Here is a 13,065-nt window from a genome sequence, read left to right as displayed (position 1 = left end):
GCCCCCGGACGACAAGCGGGCACCAGCCGTGGGTATCCCTCCGTGCCGTACCGACAGACGGCAGCCCGGTCGGGAGATGCCATGCGGCACGGCCCCGAGCCCTATGAGACCGCGCCTGGTGGGTGTGCGACCCGGCGACCGAAGTGGTCGCGAACCGGGCGAGGCGTGTGGCTGCTGGAGGGCTGCTCCGGACCGCGCTGTACCCCGCAATCGGGAACGCCCTACGGCGGCCGACCAGGCCGCCCCTGCTCAACGGCGCCGCGAACGGACACTTCACCGTCAACGAAAGCGGCGTGGCTAGCTCCTCCCCGTGACGAGCAGCGGGTCTTCGGAGAGGAGGACCGGCTCCGCGAGCGCGGCGTCGTAGGCGGCGCGGTCGAAAACGTACGGGCCCATGGACAGCTCGCCCCACTCCTTCCGGAAGGGCTGGCGGAAGGATGCCCAGGTGACGGTTGCCGGAGTGGTGGTGATGACCGCCAGCAGGGGCCAGCAGCCCCAGAGGCCGCAGGAGCAGCCCAGGACCGGGGTCGTGCCGGTGGAGGGATCAGCGAACTCCGGCGTGGGGTCCCCGAGGAAATGCCGTAGGGGGTCGTCGACCTCGGAGAGAAAGAGGCCGGCATGCTGAGTGAGGAGGAAGCGCTCCTCCTCGGACCGGGATTCCTCCTCCCACTCCTGGCGCCAGAGGTCGCGAGTGGCGTCGGCGGCGTGCACGCGCAGATCCGTGCCGTCGAGACGGAAGCCCCACAGCAGCTCCGACGACTGGCCGAAGGGGTAGTTGAGAAACTCGATGCTCCGCATGGCCGTCATTGTGGCAACGACCGTCCGCGTGAACGTTTTCCGGCCGAGCCCACTGGCCATGGAACAGGTCCAGCCATGGGGCGTCACCGAAGGTTTCGGTGACGCCCCTGATGTGCGGTTCAGGTCGTGGTCAGCGCGCATTCGCCACGGTCGGCCTTCATCGGGCCGGCGGAGGTCGGCCGCACGTCGAAGTCGAACATAGCGGTGGGTACGTACAGCGAGCAGCAGGCGTTGGGGATGTCGACGATGCCGCTGATGCGCCCCTCTATGGGGGAGGAGCCGAGCAGCAGGTAGGCCTGCTCTCCGCTGTAGCCGAACTTCTTGAAGTACTCGACGGCGTTGAGGCAGGCACGGCGGTAGGCCAGTGTCGCGTCCAGGTAATAGTTCGTGTCCGTGTCGTGGTCGACGGAGATCCCGATGAAGGTCATGAACTCCGTGTACCTCGGCTCGACGTTGCCCGGAATGAACACGGGGTTGGTGGAGATGCCGTACGTCTCCATGCCGCCCTTGATCAGGTCGACGTGGAAGTCGATGAAGCCGCCCATTTCGATGGCGCCGCAGAAGGTGATCTCTCCGTCGCCCTGGCTGAAGTGCAGGTCGCCGCCGGACAGCTTCGCGTCCTTGACGTGTACGGGGTAGAAGACCCTCGATCCCCGGGTGAAGTTCTTGATGTCGTGGTTGCCTCCGTTCTCGCGGGCCGGCACCGTGCGCGCGCCTTCCTCACCGATGCGCCGTGCGAGGTTCCCGGTGGCTGTGCCGGCGAGTGCGTTGGTGGCGTCCGGCGGTACGGCGAGCGGCGGGACCCGGTTCGGGTCGGTGTCGATCAGCGCCTTCTCGCGGGCGTTCCAGCGGGCGAGCATCTCGGTGGAAGGGGCGGTTCCGAACAGCCCGGGGTGGGTGATTCCGGTGAAGCGGATCCCGGGAAGGTGGCGGGAGACGGCCTGCTGTCCGTGGAAGTCCCATACCGCCTTGTAGGCGTCCGGGAAGTAGTCGGTCAGGAAGCCTCCGCCGTTGGCCTTGGCGAAGATGCCGGTGTAGCCCCAGCCCTGGCCTGCCGCGTCCCCGGTCTGCTGCGGCACGGGGCCGAGGTCGAGTATGTCGACGACGAGCAGGTCGCCGGGTTCGGCACCTTCCACGCCTATCGGTCCGCTGAGCATGTGAGGGATGGTCAGGTCGATGTCGCGTACGTCGTTGGCGTTGTCGTTGTTGCCGACCTGGCAGTCGGTCCAGTCGCGGCACTCCACGCGGAACTCCGCTCCCGGCTTCACCATGGCGACGGTGGGAATGTCCGGGTGCCACCTGTTGTGGCCGGGCACGGCCTGGTCACGCATCGACTTGCTGTGGTCCACGCTGAAGAGATTTTCGGGCATGACAGCTCCTCATTAGTTCTGATCCGGTCAGGACGTTGTGCCCGTACTTCCGGCCGATCCAGCCGTGACCGGCTGCCGCGACTTCCTGGTGAGCGGCCACAGCGCCGCGAAGACGACGACACCGAAGGCCCCGAGGGCGATGGCGATCTCCGTGGTGTGCTTCCAGTAGCCGGACAGCAGCAGCGCCGCAGGAATGACACCGGTGACCCAGCCCTCGATCGCCGTCACCCAGCCCACATACGTGGACAGCTCTTTCTTCTTGAGACCGAGCGTCAGGAAGAACAGGAACCACAGGAAGGACCAGTAGAGCCAGATGACTCCGAACGGGTAGTCCTTGAAGAGGTGGAAATTGGCGAACGAATACCCTAGGGCGACGATCGCCACGAAGAGGGAGTAGTAGCCTACGCAGACGTTGTCGATGTCGGCGAGCAGGACAATTCCCACGTACAGATAGGTGAATCCGAACAGGTAGATGCCGGATGCCGCCAGAATCTTCATGGGGTCATCGCCGGCCGTGAAGATGAGGTAGGTCGGCGTCAGAACCTGCAGCCCACCCACGAAGAGGTTGAACACTGCTGCGGATTTGGCGTCGGCCTTCCCCAGCAGCAACAGCCCGTTCATGAACAGAACGGCACCGACAAAGAGCAGTCCCACGTTTCCCACGGGGACACACCTCCTAAGTCCGCGTGGGGGGCGGAATCTCGTGGAGCCCAGGCCGCCGATGAGTTGCCGAGGATACGGCTCGGCTCCCGGCGCCCCTTCCGTGATTCCGAATCGCGCACCACTACGGGAACGCCGTCGTGCTCCGACGTCGAAACCCGCATGAGACGTTCTGCCTTGTCGACCACCGCCCTCAGAGACGCGGCAGCCGCGCGAGTGCGGGGTGAGGGTGCCGTGGCACCCTTCTGCGTGGCGGCACTTGGGAGACCACTGCCGGGGCCTCACGCGCCTGCTCCTCCGAGAGATGGAGGGCGGCGACCGCGTGAGAGGTCAGCGAGAGACCGGGCGAGGAATACACACGTCTCGAAGTGCCCGCGCAAACAGGGCAACCGTAAGCCTTGGGCGCCGTCCCGATTTCCAACTTCACATCGAAGGGCCCACAGCGGCTGCATAGATATTCGTAGGTTGCCATCAGCAGCCTCCGGATGTCGGTGGACGCTGGCCAACCCCGAGCGGGTGCGGCGTGCCCGGATCGGCGCGCCACATCATGTTTCTCACTATCAAGGAGACGTCTCGTAAATCTACGTGTCAAGTCGCCGACGGCTGTGCCTGACCTTTCTCAGAGCGACCCGACGGCGAGCCCCGCCGCTGCCGCCGACAGACCCACCACGAGGCTCGAAGTGCCGTACAGCAGAGACCTTCCGACCTGTCCCTTCTCGCGCAGGTGGACCAATTCGTAACTGAAGGTGGAGAACGTTGTGTAGCCGCCGCAGAATCCGACACCGGCAATGAGTACGGCCTGCTCCGGCAGCCCGTGCCGCGCGCCGAGGCTCGCCACTACGCCCAGCACGAACGAACCGGTGATATTGATCAGCCACGTGCCGCGCGGGAACAGGCCCGGGTGTCTGTACTGCACGTACTGGTCGAGTACGTAGCGTGCGACTGCCCCGACCGCGGCCGCGGCACCGACGGCGACCAGGGTGATCACCGGATCCACCAGCCGTAGCGACCGCGCCGCGCGGTGAGCCGCAACCGCCGGGCCAGGGCCATCCTGCCGATCGCCAGGCCCAGAGTGGTCGCGGCCAGGCCGGCGAACAGACTGCCGAAGACGTTGAGCGCCGCGAGCGCGTAGTGGCCGAGACCCAGAAGGTGATCGGTGTCGACCATCCACGTCGAGAAAGTGGTGAAGGCGCCGAGAAACCCGACGCCGGCGAACGGTCGCGCGTACCGGGTCGGCGGCCAGATCTCGAGCACATACACGAGCAGCAGCGCCAGCAGGAACGCACCGGACACGTTGATGGCGAACGTCGTCAACGGAAACGCCCCCCGAGGCGCGGGAAACATCAGTCCAAGTCCGTAACGGGCCGCCCCGCCCAGAACGCCGCCGAGCGCGACCGCCGCCAGGACGCCCTTGCGCAGACGTGAGCGGAACGGCTCGCGTGACGGCGCTGGATCGCCTCCCGGCTCGGGCTCGGCTCGCGGCTCGGGCTCGGTACCGGAGATGTGTGTAGGCCCTCGGGATTCCCTCTCGGGCCCGGATTCGTACGCCCGCATCAGAAGCCTCCGCACGGAATACGGATCGGTACGCTCTGTCGCCCCGACTCCCGGCGCAGGCCCCATCGAATATCCGCATCCTTATCCACTGGCGCACCCTCCATGGTATCCGCGGGGATTGCAGCGCCGACGCCTGCTCAACTAAAATTCGTGATCATCGGTACCCGACCGGTTCAGCCGGAGCGGAGGCCTCACCGATGGAGGACAGCCATGGCAAAGATCATTGCGGTGCTCTATCCCGACCCCGTGGGCGGTTATCCTCCCGACTACGCCCGCGACGAGATTCCGGTCATCACCGGATATCCGGGCGGTCAGACAACGCCGACTCCACAATCCATAGATTTCACCCCGGGGCAGCTCCTCGGCTGCGTCTCTGGAGAACTGGGACTACGCCGGTTCCTGGAGGACCGAGGCGACACCTATGTCGTCACCAGCGACAAGGAAGCACCGGACTCCACCCTGGACCGTGAGCTGCCCGACGCCGACGTGGTGATCTCGCAGCCCTTCTGGCCCGCGTATCTGACCCCCGAGCGGATCGCCTCCGCTCCCCGGCTCAAACTCGCGATCACAGCCGGCATCGGGTCGGACCACACGGACCTGCCCAGCGCCATCGCCCACGGCATGACGGTGGCGGAGGTGACCTTCAGCAACAGCATCAGCGTGTCCGAGCACGCCGTCATGCAGATCCTCACCCTGGTGCGCAACTACATGCCGGCCCACGACTGGGTGACCGCCAAGAAGGGCTGGAACATCGCCGACAGCGTCGCGCGCGCCTACGACCTCGAAGGCATGGACGTCGGCGTCCTCGGTTCCGGCCGTATCGGCCAGGCGGTACTGCGCCGCCTCAAGCCGTTCGACGTCAAGCTGCACTACTGCGACGTGCACCGGCTGCCCACGGAGGTCGAAGAGGAACTGGAGCTGACCTGGCATCCCGACGTGCGTTCGCTGGCCTCCTCGATCGACGTGCTCTCGATCCACACTCCGCTGCATCCACAGACGCAGAACCTCTTCGACGACGACCTGATCGGGGCCATGAAGCGCGGTTCGTACATCGTCAACACCGCACGCGCGCTCATCGTCGACCGGGATGCCGTGGTGCGGGCCCTCAACAGCGGCCAACTGGCCGGTTACGCCGGTGACGTCTGGTATCCGCAACCGCCACCGCCCGACCATCCCTGGCGCACCATGCCGTACGAGGCGATGACGCCGCACGTGTCCGGTTCGACCCTCGCGGCGCAGGCCCGCTATGCCGCCGGTACCCGGGAGATCCTGGAATGCTGGTTCGACGGGCGCCCCATCCGCCCGGAGTACCTGATCGTCGACGGCGGTGGGCTCGCCGGGACGGGAGCGCGCTCCTACACGGTCGCCGGATAGCGCATATTGAGCCGGAACGACGCTGTTGCCACCGGGCATGGCGACGCCTGTGGTCGGCGTCTTACCGACAGGGAACCCTGTTAATTCCGGCTCAATTGCGGGCGGCGGAAATCATCAGAAGATCCATTGGAAGATGAAGCCGAAGATCCACCACATGAGTGGGCAATGGACCTTCGGCTATGTCGTGCCTGTTGCGAGCCCGTACCTCCTGTGATCCGACTCACCACGAATTTGCTGGCGGGGCGCGGCCGAGACCTTTAGTTTGCTAAACAGACAGATTTTTTCTATGCGGACGCTCCGGCGCCGCGCATACTGTTTCGCAAGATAATCAAGGCGAACGTCGGGAAGGTGGATCAGTGAGCAGCATGGACGCCGTATGGGTCCGGGGCGTGAACGGCATTCAGTTGCATCACGTGACCGATCTTCAGGATGCCGGCCGGTTTTTGGGCAACGCGGCGATGGCCCTGCGGGCCGCACACGTAAGGACCGGCGCCGACCGGTACTCCAGCATCGCCACCGAGCTGAAGAGCCTGGTGGAGCGAGTGCGGGAACTGGAGGACGAGGCGCGGTCGCGCATGCACGACCTGCACTCCACCGACCCTGAGCGGTTCGCGCGCTGCCGGGACGGTCACGAGCCGTGGCCCGGTGAGATCCCGGCAGGGTTCATCCCGCGCCACACCTGCAAGGACGAGTGCCTCTACCACGATCGCGACGTCCTCGAGGCCATCACGCAGTGCACCTGCGGCCGGCCGCCGTGCCAGGCATGCGAGATCGGCGGAAAGCTCTGAGAAGCCCGAGCGGCTGCGGAGCGAGCCTCCGGCAGTCCAAGGGCACGCGGTGCCGTGGTCGACGTGCTCCCGATGACCTCGCACGTGGAGTGCGTCGCGATCCTGGAACCGGCTGCCGAGCCGACGGCCTGCCCGTCCAGGGTGGCCTGACCTGCGGTTCCACGGTATGGCGACGATCGCGCGGGTGACGATGGTCCGCCGCCGCAGGCGATTCTCGACGCTCGGACGACGCTCGAACGTGGGTCAGCGGGGTTCGAGACGCAGGGTGGCGGCGCGGGCCCGGTCGGTCAGGACGTGCTCGACGATGCTCGTGTACCGGCCGTACTTCTCCCGGTAGGCGGCATCCACGGCGGCGTACTCGCCGGGTCCGGCTTCGTGGAAGACGACTTCGGCCCGGACGCCTCCGGCCGCGATACGTCCTTGGCTGCCCGAGCGTGTGCCCCGGTACCAGGGGCCGTCGACGCCCTTGACCGAGCGGACGTAGAGGTGATCGCCCGCCCGTACGACCCACATGGTCACCGGGGCGCGAAGTGTGCCGTCGGTGCGTTCGGACGCGAGGTCCAGTTCCTCCGCCGAGCCGACCTTCCTCAGGTCCGAGTCGTTCCAGGCGGTCATGATCCTCACCTTCCGTGGGGTGTTGTTCGAGCGTTGTCCGTGGTGCGTGTCACGCTTTCCGACCGGCGAAGGTCGCGCCGTCGACCACGAACCGGTAGCGGACGTCGGAGGCGCGGATCCGCTCGTAGGCGGTGCTGATGTCCTGTGCGTCGATCAGCTCGATGTCGGCCGTGACACCGTGCTCGGCGGCGAAGCCGAGCATTTCCTGGGTCTCGGCGATGCCGCCGAACAGTGATCCCACGAAGGACCGGCCGTTCTGGAGGAGGGGGAAGACCTCCATCGGCATCGGCTCGGTCGTCACTCCGACGTTCACCATGGTGCCGTGCAGGCGCAGCATCCCGAGGTAGTCGGGCAGGGACACGGGTGCGCTGACGGTGTTGAGGATGATGTCGAAGGTGTTGGCCAGCTCGGTGAACGCGGAGCCGTCACCGGTCACGGCGTAGTGGTCGGCGCCGAGGGCCGTTGCGGCCTCGCGCTTGCTGTCGGACTGGGACAGGACGGTCACGTCGGCGCCCATGGCCTTGGCCATCCTCACGCCGAGGTGGCCGAGTCCGCCGAGGCCGACGACCGCGACCTTGGTGCCGGGCCGGGCGCCGAACCGCTTGAGCGGGGAGTAGACGGTGATGCCGGCGCACAGCAGGGGAGCGGCGGCGGCCGGGTCGAGGGTTTCCGGCACGCGGACGACGAAGTCCTCGGGTGCGACGATCGCCTCGGAGTAGCCGCCCTGGGTGTGGGCGCCGGGCTCGGCGGGGTCGGGGGCCCCGAACACCAGTGTGTTGCCGCCCAGACAGTACTGCTCCTGGCCTGCCTGGCAGTTCTCGCACTCCCGGCAGGAGTTGACCATGCAGCCGATACCGACCAGGTCGCCGACCTGGTGGCGGGTGACGTCGGAGCCGGTCTCGGTGACCCGGCCGACGATCTCGTGACCGGGCACGAGCGGGCTGATGGGCAGCGGGCCGAACGTGCCGTCGGCGTAGTTCATGTCGGAGTGGCAGATGCCGCAGTACAGGATGTCGACCTTGACGTCGTGCGGGCCGACGTCACGGCGCTCGATGGTGACGCGAGTGAGCGGCCGGCCCGCCTCGGGGGCGCCGAACGCGTTGACGGTGGTGGACACGGTGATTCCTTTTCGCAGGTACGGGGTCGTCGGTACGGGGTTGCAGGTACGGCTTCGCAGGTACGGGGTTCGCAGGTACGGGGAGGACGATCAGGCTTCCGGGATCGCGCGGCCGTAGTTCGCGAGAGTGATGGCCTCCGGTTCGGGGCCGCCGCGCCGGCCGGTCTCCAGGGCGTCGAGGGCCTTCAGCTCGTCCGCTGTGAGTGCGAAGTCGAAGACGTCGATGTTCTCGGCGATCCGGTGGCGCCTGGTCGACTTGGGGATCACCGAGCGGCCCTGCTGGATGCCCCAGCGCAGCAGCACCTGGGCGGGGCTCTTGCCGTGCGCATCAGCGACGGCGGTGACGGCCGGGTCCTCAAGGACGCTGCGGCGGTCCTCGCCGTAGCCGGGATAGAAGGTGATGCCGCCGATCGGGGACCACGCCTGGTTGAGGATGCCGTGCTCGTCGTCGAAGGCGAGGACGGCGCGCTGCTGGAAGTAGGGGTGGATCTCCAGCTGGTTGACGGTGGGGACGACGGTGGTGGCGTCGAGCAGCATGGTCAGGTGGTCGACCATGAAGTTGCTGACGCCGATCGCCCGGACCTTGCCGTCGGCCAGGAGCTTCTCCAGAGCACGGTAGGCCGCGAGGGTCCTGTCGAAGTCCGACGGCAGGGCCTGGTGCAGGATCAGCAGGTCGATCCGGTCGACACCCAGTTTCGTGGCGCTCTTGTCGAAGCCGTGCAGGGTCTCGTCGTAGCCGTAGTCGCTGATCCAGATCTTGGTCTCGATGAAGAGGTCGTCGCGGGGGACCGCGGAGTCGCGGATGCCCTGCCCGACCTCGCGTTCGTTGCCGTACGCGGCGGCGGTGTCGATGTGCCGGTAGCCGAGGTCGAGGGCGGCCGTGACGGCCGCCCGGCTCTCGTCGGGCGGGGTCTGGAAGACGCCGAGTCCGAGGGCGGGCATCTGGACGCCGTTGTTGAGGGTGAGGGTCTGCATCAGGGTGTCCTTGGGTGGTAGGGGCGCGGGTGGGGACGATGAGGGTCGAGACGGCCACGAGTGCGGGCGCGAGCAGGACGGCGGAGCCGGTCAGCGGGGCCCTGTCCGGACGGTGGACGAGGTGCCGTCGAGGCGTACAGGCGCGTCGGCCGTGCTGATCGAAGGGTGCCTGTTCATGGCCGTACCAGCACCTTGAGAGCCTCGCGCGCGTCCATCGCCCGGTACGGGTGGAGGTCGCTGCCACAGACGCAGGCGGCGGTGATGCGGACCAGGGCGTCGGTGGGTTCCCTGAGGACCGGGTCGGCGACATGCCCGGCGCGGACGTCGTCGGCTTCGTACATGAGTGCTGCGCGCACGGTGCTCCTTCAGGTCGGTTCGGAGTCGGGGAGCCGGGCCCGGTTCCGGGTGGCCCGCTCTCGGTCCTCTCCAGGGAACAGCGCGCGGGCCCGCAGGTGGGAGTCACTGCTCTTCCGGGTACTGGCAGTACCTCGCAGGCCGTGGCCAACGGACCTACGGTGAAGAGGCCGGCGCAAGATGTTCGCCGATCAGGAGGAGTTCCCCGTGTCCCTGGCCCCCGCCGAAGCCACCATCCGCCTCGCGTCATGCCCTCCGGCAGCGCCGCGGCACATCCGTGCGGAGTCCGACGATGGCCGGCGCTGACAAGAAGGACCTGGCCGCCGAGGTCCGCGAGTTCCTGAGCACCCGGCGGGCACGGATCACCCCGGAGCAGGCCGGACTGCCGGTCTACGGCGGGAACCGCCGCGTCGCGGGTCTGCGCCGTGAGGAGGTCGCCCTGCTCGCGGGCATGAGCGTCGACTACTACGTCCGTCTCGAACGCGGAAACCTCTCCGGCGCCTCGGACTCGGTGCTCGAATCCCTCGCACACGCCCTGCAGCTCAACGAGGCCGAGCGCACCCACCTCTACGACCTGGCCCGCGCGTCGACACCGTCGGGCCGGCGGACCACGGTGACCTCCTCCCGGGTGCGGCCCACGATCCTGCGGCTGCTGGACTCGATGACCGGTGTGCCGGCGTTCGTACGCAACGCCCGGTTCGACATCGTGGCCGCCAACGTGTTGGGACGCGCGCTGTACGCCCCGGTCTTCGACTCGCCGTTGTTCGTCCAGCGGGGGCCGGTCAACAGCGCCCGTTTCATGTTCCTGGACCCCGCGAGCAAGGACTTCTGGGTCGACTGGGACAAGGGGGCGGACGACGCGGTCGCCTTCCTGCGCACCGAGACGGGCCGGGCACCGCACGACAAGGCGCTCACCGACCTGATCGGAGAACTGACCACCAGGAGCGACGAGTTCGCCCGCCGGTGGGCCCGCCACGACGTGAAGTTCCACCGCTCCGGCGTCAAGAAACTCCATCACCCGCTGGTCGGCGATCTCGCCCTGCCCTACGAGGCGATGGAGCTGCCGTCCGACCCAGGACTGCGCCTCAACTTCTACACCCCCGAACCGGACTCTCCGGAGCGGGAGGCCCTCGGCCTCCTCGCCGGCTGGACGACCACCGGTATGGCCGTCCCCTCCGGAACCGACTGACCGTGCGTCCGGAACCCACTGACCACACGAACGAGGAGAACCGCTTCATGCAGTACCGACCGCTCGGCCGCACCGGCGTCCAGGTCAGCCCGCTCTGCCTGGGCGCGATGATGTTCGGCCCCTGGGGCAACGAGGACGAGGCCGACTCGATCCGGATCATCCACCGTGCCCTCGACGCGGGCATCAACTTCGTCGACACCGCGGACGTCTACTCCGCCGGTGTCTCGGAGGAGATCGTCGGCAAGGCGCTCAAGGGCCGGCGCGAGGACGTGTTCCTGGCGACCAAGTTCTTCATGCCGATGGACCAGGACGACCCCAACCAGCGCGGCGGCTCACGGCGCTGGATCATTCGCGCGGTGGAGAACTCCCTACGGCGCCTGGGCACCGATCACATCGACCTCTACCAGGTCCACCGCCCCAGCCCGGACACCGACGTCTCGGAAACCCTCGGCGCCCTCTCCGATCTCGTGCGCCAGGGCAAGGTCCGTTACCTCGGCTCTTCCTCGTACTCCGGTTCCCAGATCGTCGAGGCCCAGTGGGTCTCCCGGGAGCGGCACCTGGAGCGGTTCGTGACCGAGCAGCCGCCGTACTCGATCCTGGTCCGCGGCATCGAGGAGGACGTGCTGCCCACGGTGCGCCGGCACGGCATGGGCACCCTCACCTACAGCCCGCTCTCCGGCGGCTGGCTCTCGGGCCGCTACCGCAAGAACACCTCCGAGGGGCCTGTCTCGGCGGCACGCCCCCAGGCCCGCTTCGACATGAGCGCCCCGGCCAACCAGCGCAAGCTCGACGCCGTCGAGCAGCTCGCCGTCCTGGCCGAGAAGGCCGGCCTCACACTCATCGAGCTCGCCGTCGCCTTCGTCATCAACCACCCCGGCGTCACCTCGGCGATCATCGGCCCGCGCACCATGGAGCAGTTGGAGGCGTTCCTGCCCGCCGCCGACGTCACACTCCCGGCTGATGTGCTCGACGCCATCGACGACATCGTGGCCCCCGGGGTCACGGTCAACCCGGTCGACAACAGCTACGGCGACTTCGAGCTGCGGGCCGACCAGCGGCGTCGCTGACACGAGGCGGATTCATGGGTCACGGACGGCCGCCGTTGCAGTCACCCGGCGGCCGTTCGCGTCGACCAGGGTGCCGTGCCCGCTGCTGTCCGGGTCACCCGCTCGACCGGCCGGCGCGGCTCCGGCGCCAAGGTGGTCCAACGGGCCGCTCCTGACCGGAGCGGCCCGTTGCTCGTCCCGAGCGGTCTCACGGCTCCTGCCGGGCCCTGGTTGTGCCGCGATGTGGAACATCGCGCTTCCGACGCCCACTGCCAACAGCGCAGTGTGAACCACGTCGGCCCACCCGATCCACAGTCGAACCAGGGACGTGCGACAGGCCAGATCGGTGGGCGCGAGCTACGAAGGAGATTCTTATGCCGCAGACGCTGACGGCCGAGGGCACCAGCCGTACGGTCCAGACGAAGAACTGGAAGATCCACTACAACGAGGCGGGCGAGGGACAGCCGATCCTGATGCTGCACGGCAGCGGCCCGGGCGCCACCGGCTGGAGCAACTTCGGCCCCAACATGAAGACGCTCGCCGACCGTTTCCGCGTGATCGCTGTCGACATGCCGGGCTGGGGCGCGTCCGACGCCGTCACCTCCGAGGACCGCGACCACGTCGAAGCGGCACTGCAACTGCTCGACGCCCTGGAGATCGACAAGGCGGCCTTCGTCGGGAACTCGATGGGGGGCTTCACGTCCGTCAATTTCGCGGTCAGGCACCCCGACCGGATCTCGCATCTGATCACCATGGGCGCCGGAGCCTCGGGCCCCTCCCTCTTCGCTGCCGGAGACGGCCCGAGCGAGGGCCTGAAGGTCCTGCTCAAGGGATACCGCGACCCGTCGCCTGAGACGATTCGCGAGCTGGTCGAGATCATGACCTACGACCCGGCCTTCGTCACCGACGAGCTGATCCGCCAGCGCTCGGACGAGGCGCGCAGGCGCCCGGACCACCTGGCCAACTTCCTCGCGGACGGATTCGGCGGAATCCGCCGCAGCGCCGCCACCCCGCAGGAGATCGCCGGGATCCGAGTCCCCGCCCTGCTCTTCCACGGACGGGACGACCGGGTCGTGCACTACGAGGGCGCGCTGAAGCTCGTCACGCTGATCCCCGACTCCCGTCTGGTGCTGATGAACCGGTGCGGTCACTGGTTGCAGCTCGAACACGCCGACGAGTTCAACCGGCTCGTGGCCGACTTCGTCTCCACCCCGTGATCCCGGCA

15 protein-coding genes are annotated in these 13,065 nt (G+C 67.7%); 5 read left to right on the top strand and 10 right to left on the bottom strand.

The features are described 5' to 3' along the window. Positions 1-297: 297 nt before the first annotated feature. From ACZ69M_RS35280 to ACZ69M_RS35255, 6 genes are all read right to left on the bottom strand, one after another. Entirely contained in the window at positions 298-798 is a 501-nt protein-coding gene (locus tag ACZ69M_RS35280; RefSeq protein ID WP_470056400.1) for a hypothetical protein, read from the bottom strand. A 119-nt stretch (positions 799-917) separates the two neighbouring features. Then, positions 918-2,168 carry a formamidase gene (fmdA, locus tag ACZ69M_RS35275; protein ID WP_470056398.1) on the bottom strand — a complete coding sequence of 417 codons (1,251 nt, stop codon included), beginning with the start codon at positions 2,166-2,168 and terminating at the stop codon, positions 918-920. A 27-nt stretch (positions 2,169-2,195) separates the two neighbouring features. Next, positions 2,196-2,831, bottom strand: a complete 636-nt coding sequence (locus ACZ69M_RS35270) for an AmiS/UreI family transporter (protein ID WP_470056396.1) — start codon at positions 2,829-2,831, stop codon at positions 2,196-2,198. Positions 2,832-3,021: 190 nt separating this feature from the next. Further along, a complete protein-coding gene (locus tag ACZ69M_RS35265) occupies positions 3,022-3,300 on the bottom strand; it encodes an FmdB family zinc ribbon protein (protein WP_470056394.1) in 279 nt (92 codons plus the stop codon). 147 nt (positions 3,301-3,447) lie between these two features. Then, positions 3,448-3,825 carry a fluoride efflux transporter CrcB gene (crcB, locus tag ACZ69M_RS35260; RefSeq protein ID WP_470056392.1) on the bottom strand — a complete coding sequence of 126 codons (378 nt, stop codon included), beginning with the start codon at positions 3,823-3,825 and terminating at the stop codon, positions 3,448-3,450. After that, positions 3,813-4,382 carry a fluoride efflux transporter FluC gene (locus tag ACZ69M_RS35255; RefSeq protein WP_470056390.1) on the bottom strand — a complete coding sequence of 190 codons (570 nt, stop codon included), beginning with the start codon at positions 4,380-4,382 and terminating at the stop codon, positions 3,813-3,815. The genes crcB and ACZ69M_RS35255 overlap by 13 nt, the downstream gene beginning before the upstream one ends. 210 nt (positions 4,383-4,592) lie before the next feature. Between ACZ69M_RS35255 and ACZ69M_RS35250 the strand changes: the two genes are divergently transcribed. Then, positions 4,593-5,756, top strand: a complete 1,164-nt coding sequence (locus ACZ69M_RS35250; protein WP_470056388.1) for an NAD-dependent formate dehydrogenase — start codon at positions 4,593-4,595, stop codon at positions 5,754-5,756. Positions 5,757-6,121: 365 nt separating this feature from the next. Then, complete coding sequence (locus ACZ69M_RS35245) at positions 6,122-6,544, top strand: hypothetical protein (RefSeq protein WP_352053317.1); 423 nt, start codon at positions 6,122-6,124, stop codon at positions 6,542-6,544. Between the two features lie 243 nt (positions 6,545-6,787). Here the strand turns inward: ACZ69M_RS35245 and ACZ69M_RS35240 are convergent, their stop codons facing one another. The 4 genes from ACZ69M_RS35240 to ACZ69M_RS35225 all read right to left on the bottom strand — a co-directional run bounded on the left by ACZ69M_RS35240 (position 6,788) and on the right by ACZ69M_RS35225 (position 9,607). Next, the gene (locus ACZ69M_RS35240) at positions 6,788-7,159 is read right to left on the bottom strand and encodes a DUF2255 family protein (protein ID WP_470056386.1); all 372 of its coding nucleotides are present in this window, start codon (positions 7,157-7,159) and stop codon (positions 6,788-6,790) included. Positions 7,160-7,208: 49 nt separating this feature from the next. Continuing rightward, positions 7,209-8,276, bottom strand: coding sequence for an NAD(P)-dependent alcohol dehydrogenase (locus tag ACZ69M_RS35235; protein WP_470056384.1), 1,068 nt, complete (start codon positions 8,274-8,276; stop codon positions 7,209-7,211). A gap of 90 nt (positions 8,277-8,366) precedes the next feature. Continuing rightward, entirely contained in the window at positions 8,367-9,251 is an 885-nt protein-coding gene (locus ACZ69M_RS35230; protein ID WP_470056382.1) for an aldo/keto reductase, read from the bottom strand. A gap of 173 nt (positions 9,252-9,424) precedes the next feature. Beyond that, a complete protein-coding gene (locus ACZ69M_RS35225) occupies positions 9,425-9,607 on the bottom strand; it encodes a hypothetical protein (protein ID WP_470056380.1) in 183 nt (60 codons plus the stop codon). A gap of 290 nt (positions 9,608-9,897) precedes the next feature. Between ACZ69M_RS35225 and ACZ69M_RS35220 the strand changes: the two genes are divergently transcribed. The 3 genes from ACZ69M_RS35220 to ACZ69M_RS35210 all read left to right on the top strand — a co-directional run bounded on the left by ACZ69M_RS35220 (position 9,898) and on the right by ACZ69M_RS35210 (position 13,057). Then, complete coding sequence (locus tag ACZ69M_RS35220) at positions 9,898-10,794, top strand: helix-turn-helix transcriptional regulator (protein WP_470056378.1); 897 nt, start codon at positions 9,898-9,900, stop codon at positions 10,792-10,794. A 47-nt stretch (positions 10,795-10,841) separates the two neighbouring features. Continuing rightward, positions 10,842-11,861 carry an aldo/keto reductase gene (locus tag ACZ69M_RS35215; RefSeq protein ID WP_470056376.1) on the top strand — a complete coding sequence of 340 codons (1,020 nt, stop codon included), beginning with the start codon at positions 10,842-10,844 and terminating at the stop codon, positions 11,859-11,861. 353 nt (positions 11,862-12,214) lie between these two features. Next, entirely contained in the window at positions 12,215-13,057 is an 843-nt protein-coding gene (locus ACZ69M_RS35210) for an alpha/beta fold hydrolase (RefSeq protein ID WP_470056374.1), read from the top strand. The last annotated feature ends 8 nt before the right edge of the window (positions 13,058-13,065 follow it).

It is taken from the genome of Streptomyces sp. NPDC107454 (genome assembly GCF_055582885.1).
This window is presented reverse-complemented; position numbering and strand designations above follow the sequence as displayed.

What these genes read in the sequence shown, in the direction of transcription:
- fmdA (WP_470056398.1), bottom strand. Translation starts at nt 2,168, where the DNA reads ATGCCCGAAAATCTCTTCAGCGTGGACCACAGCAAGTCGATGCGTGAC.
- ACZ69M_RS35265 (WP_470056394.1), bottom strand. Translation starts at nt 3,300, where the DNA reads ATGGCAACCTACGAATATCTATGCAGCCGCTGTGGGCCCTTCGATGTG.
- ACZ69M_RS35215 (WP_470056376.1), top strand. Translation starts at nt 10,842, where the DNA reads ATGCAGTACCGACCGCTCGGCCGCACCGGCGTCCAGGTCAGCCCGCTC.
- ACZ69M_RS35240 (WP_470056386.1), bottom strand. Translation starts at nt 7,159, where the DNA reads ATGACCGCCTGGAACGACTCGGACCTGAGGAAGGTCGGCTCGGCGGAG.
- ACZ69M_RS35250 (WP_470056388.1), top strand. Translation starts at nt 4,593, where the DNA reads ATGGCAAAGATCATTGCGGTGCTCTATCCCGACCCCGTGGGCGGTTAT.
- ACZ69M_RS35280 (WP_470056400.1), bottom strand. Translation starts at nt 798, where the DNA reads ATGCGGAGCATCGAGTTTCTCAACTACCCCTTCGGCCAGTCGTCGGAG.
- ACZ69M_RS35210 (WP_470056374.1), top strand. Translation starts at nt 12,215, where the DNA reads ATGCCGCAGACGCTGACGGCCGAGGGCACCAGCCGTACGGTCCAGACG.
- ACZ69M_RS35255 (WP_470056390.1), bottom strand. Translation starts at nt 4,382, where the DNA reads ATGCGGGCGTACGAATCCGGGCCCGAGAGGGAATCCCGAGGGCCTACA.
- ACZ69M_RS35220 (WP_470056378.1), top strand. Translation starts at nt 9,898, where the DNA reads ATGGCCGGCGCTGACAAGAAGGACCTGGCCGCCGAGGTCCGCGAGTTC.
- ACZ69M_RS35245 (WP_352053317.1), top strand. Translation starts at nt 6,122, where the DNA reads ATGGACGCCGTATGGGTCCGGGGCGTGAACGGCATTCAGTTGCATCAC.
- ACZ69M_RS35230 (WP_470056382.1), bottom strand. Translation starts at nt 9,251, where the DNA reads ATGCAGACCCTCACCCTCAACAACGGCGTCCAGATGCCCGCCCTCGGA.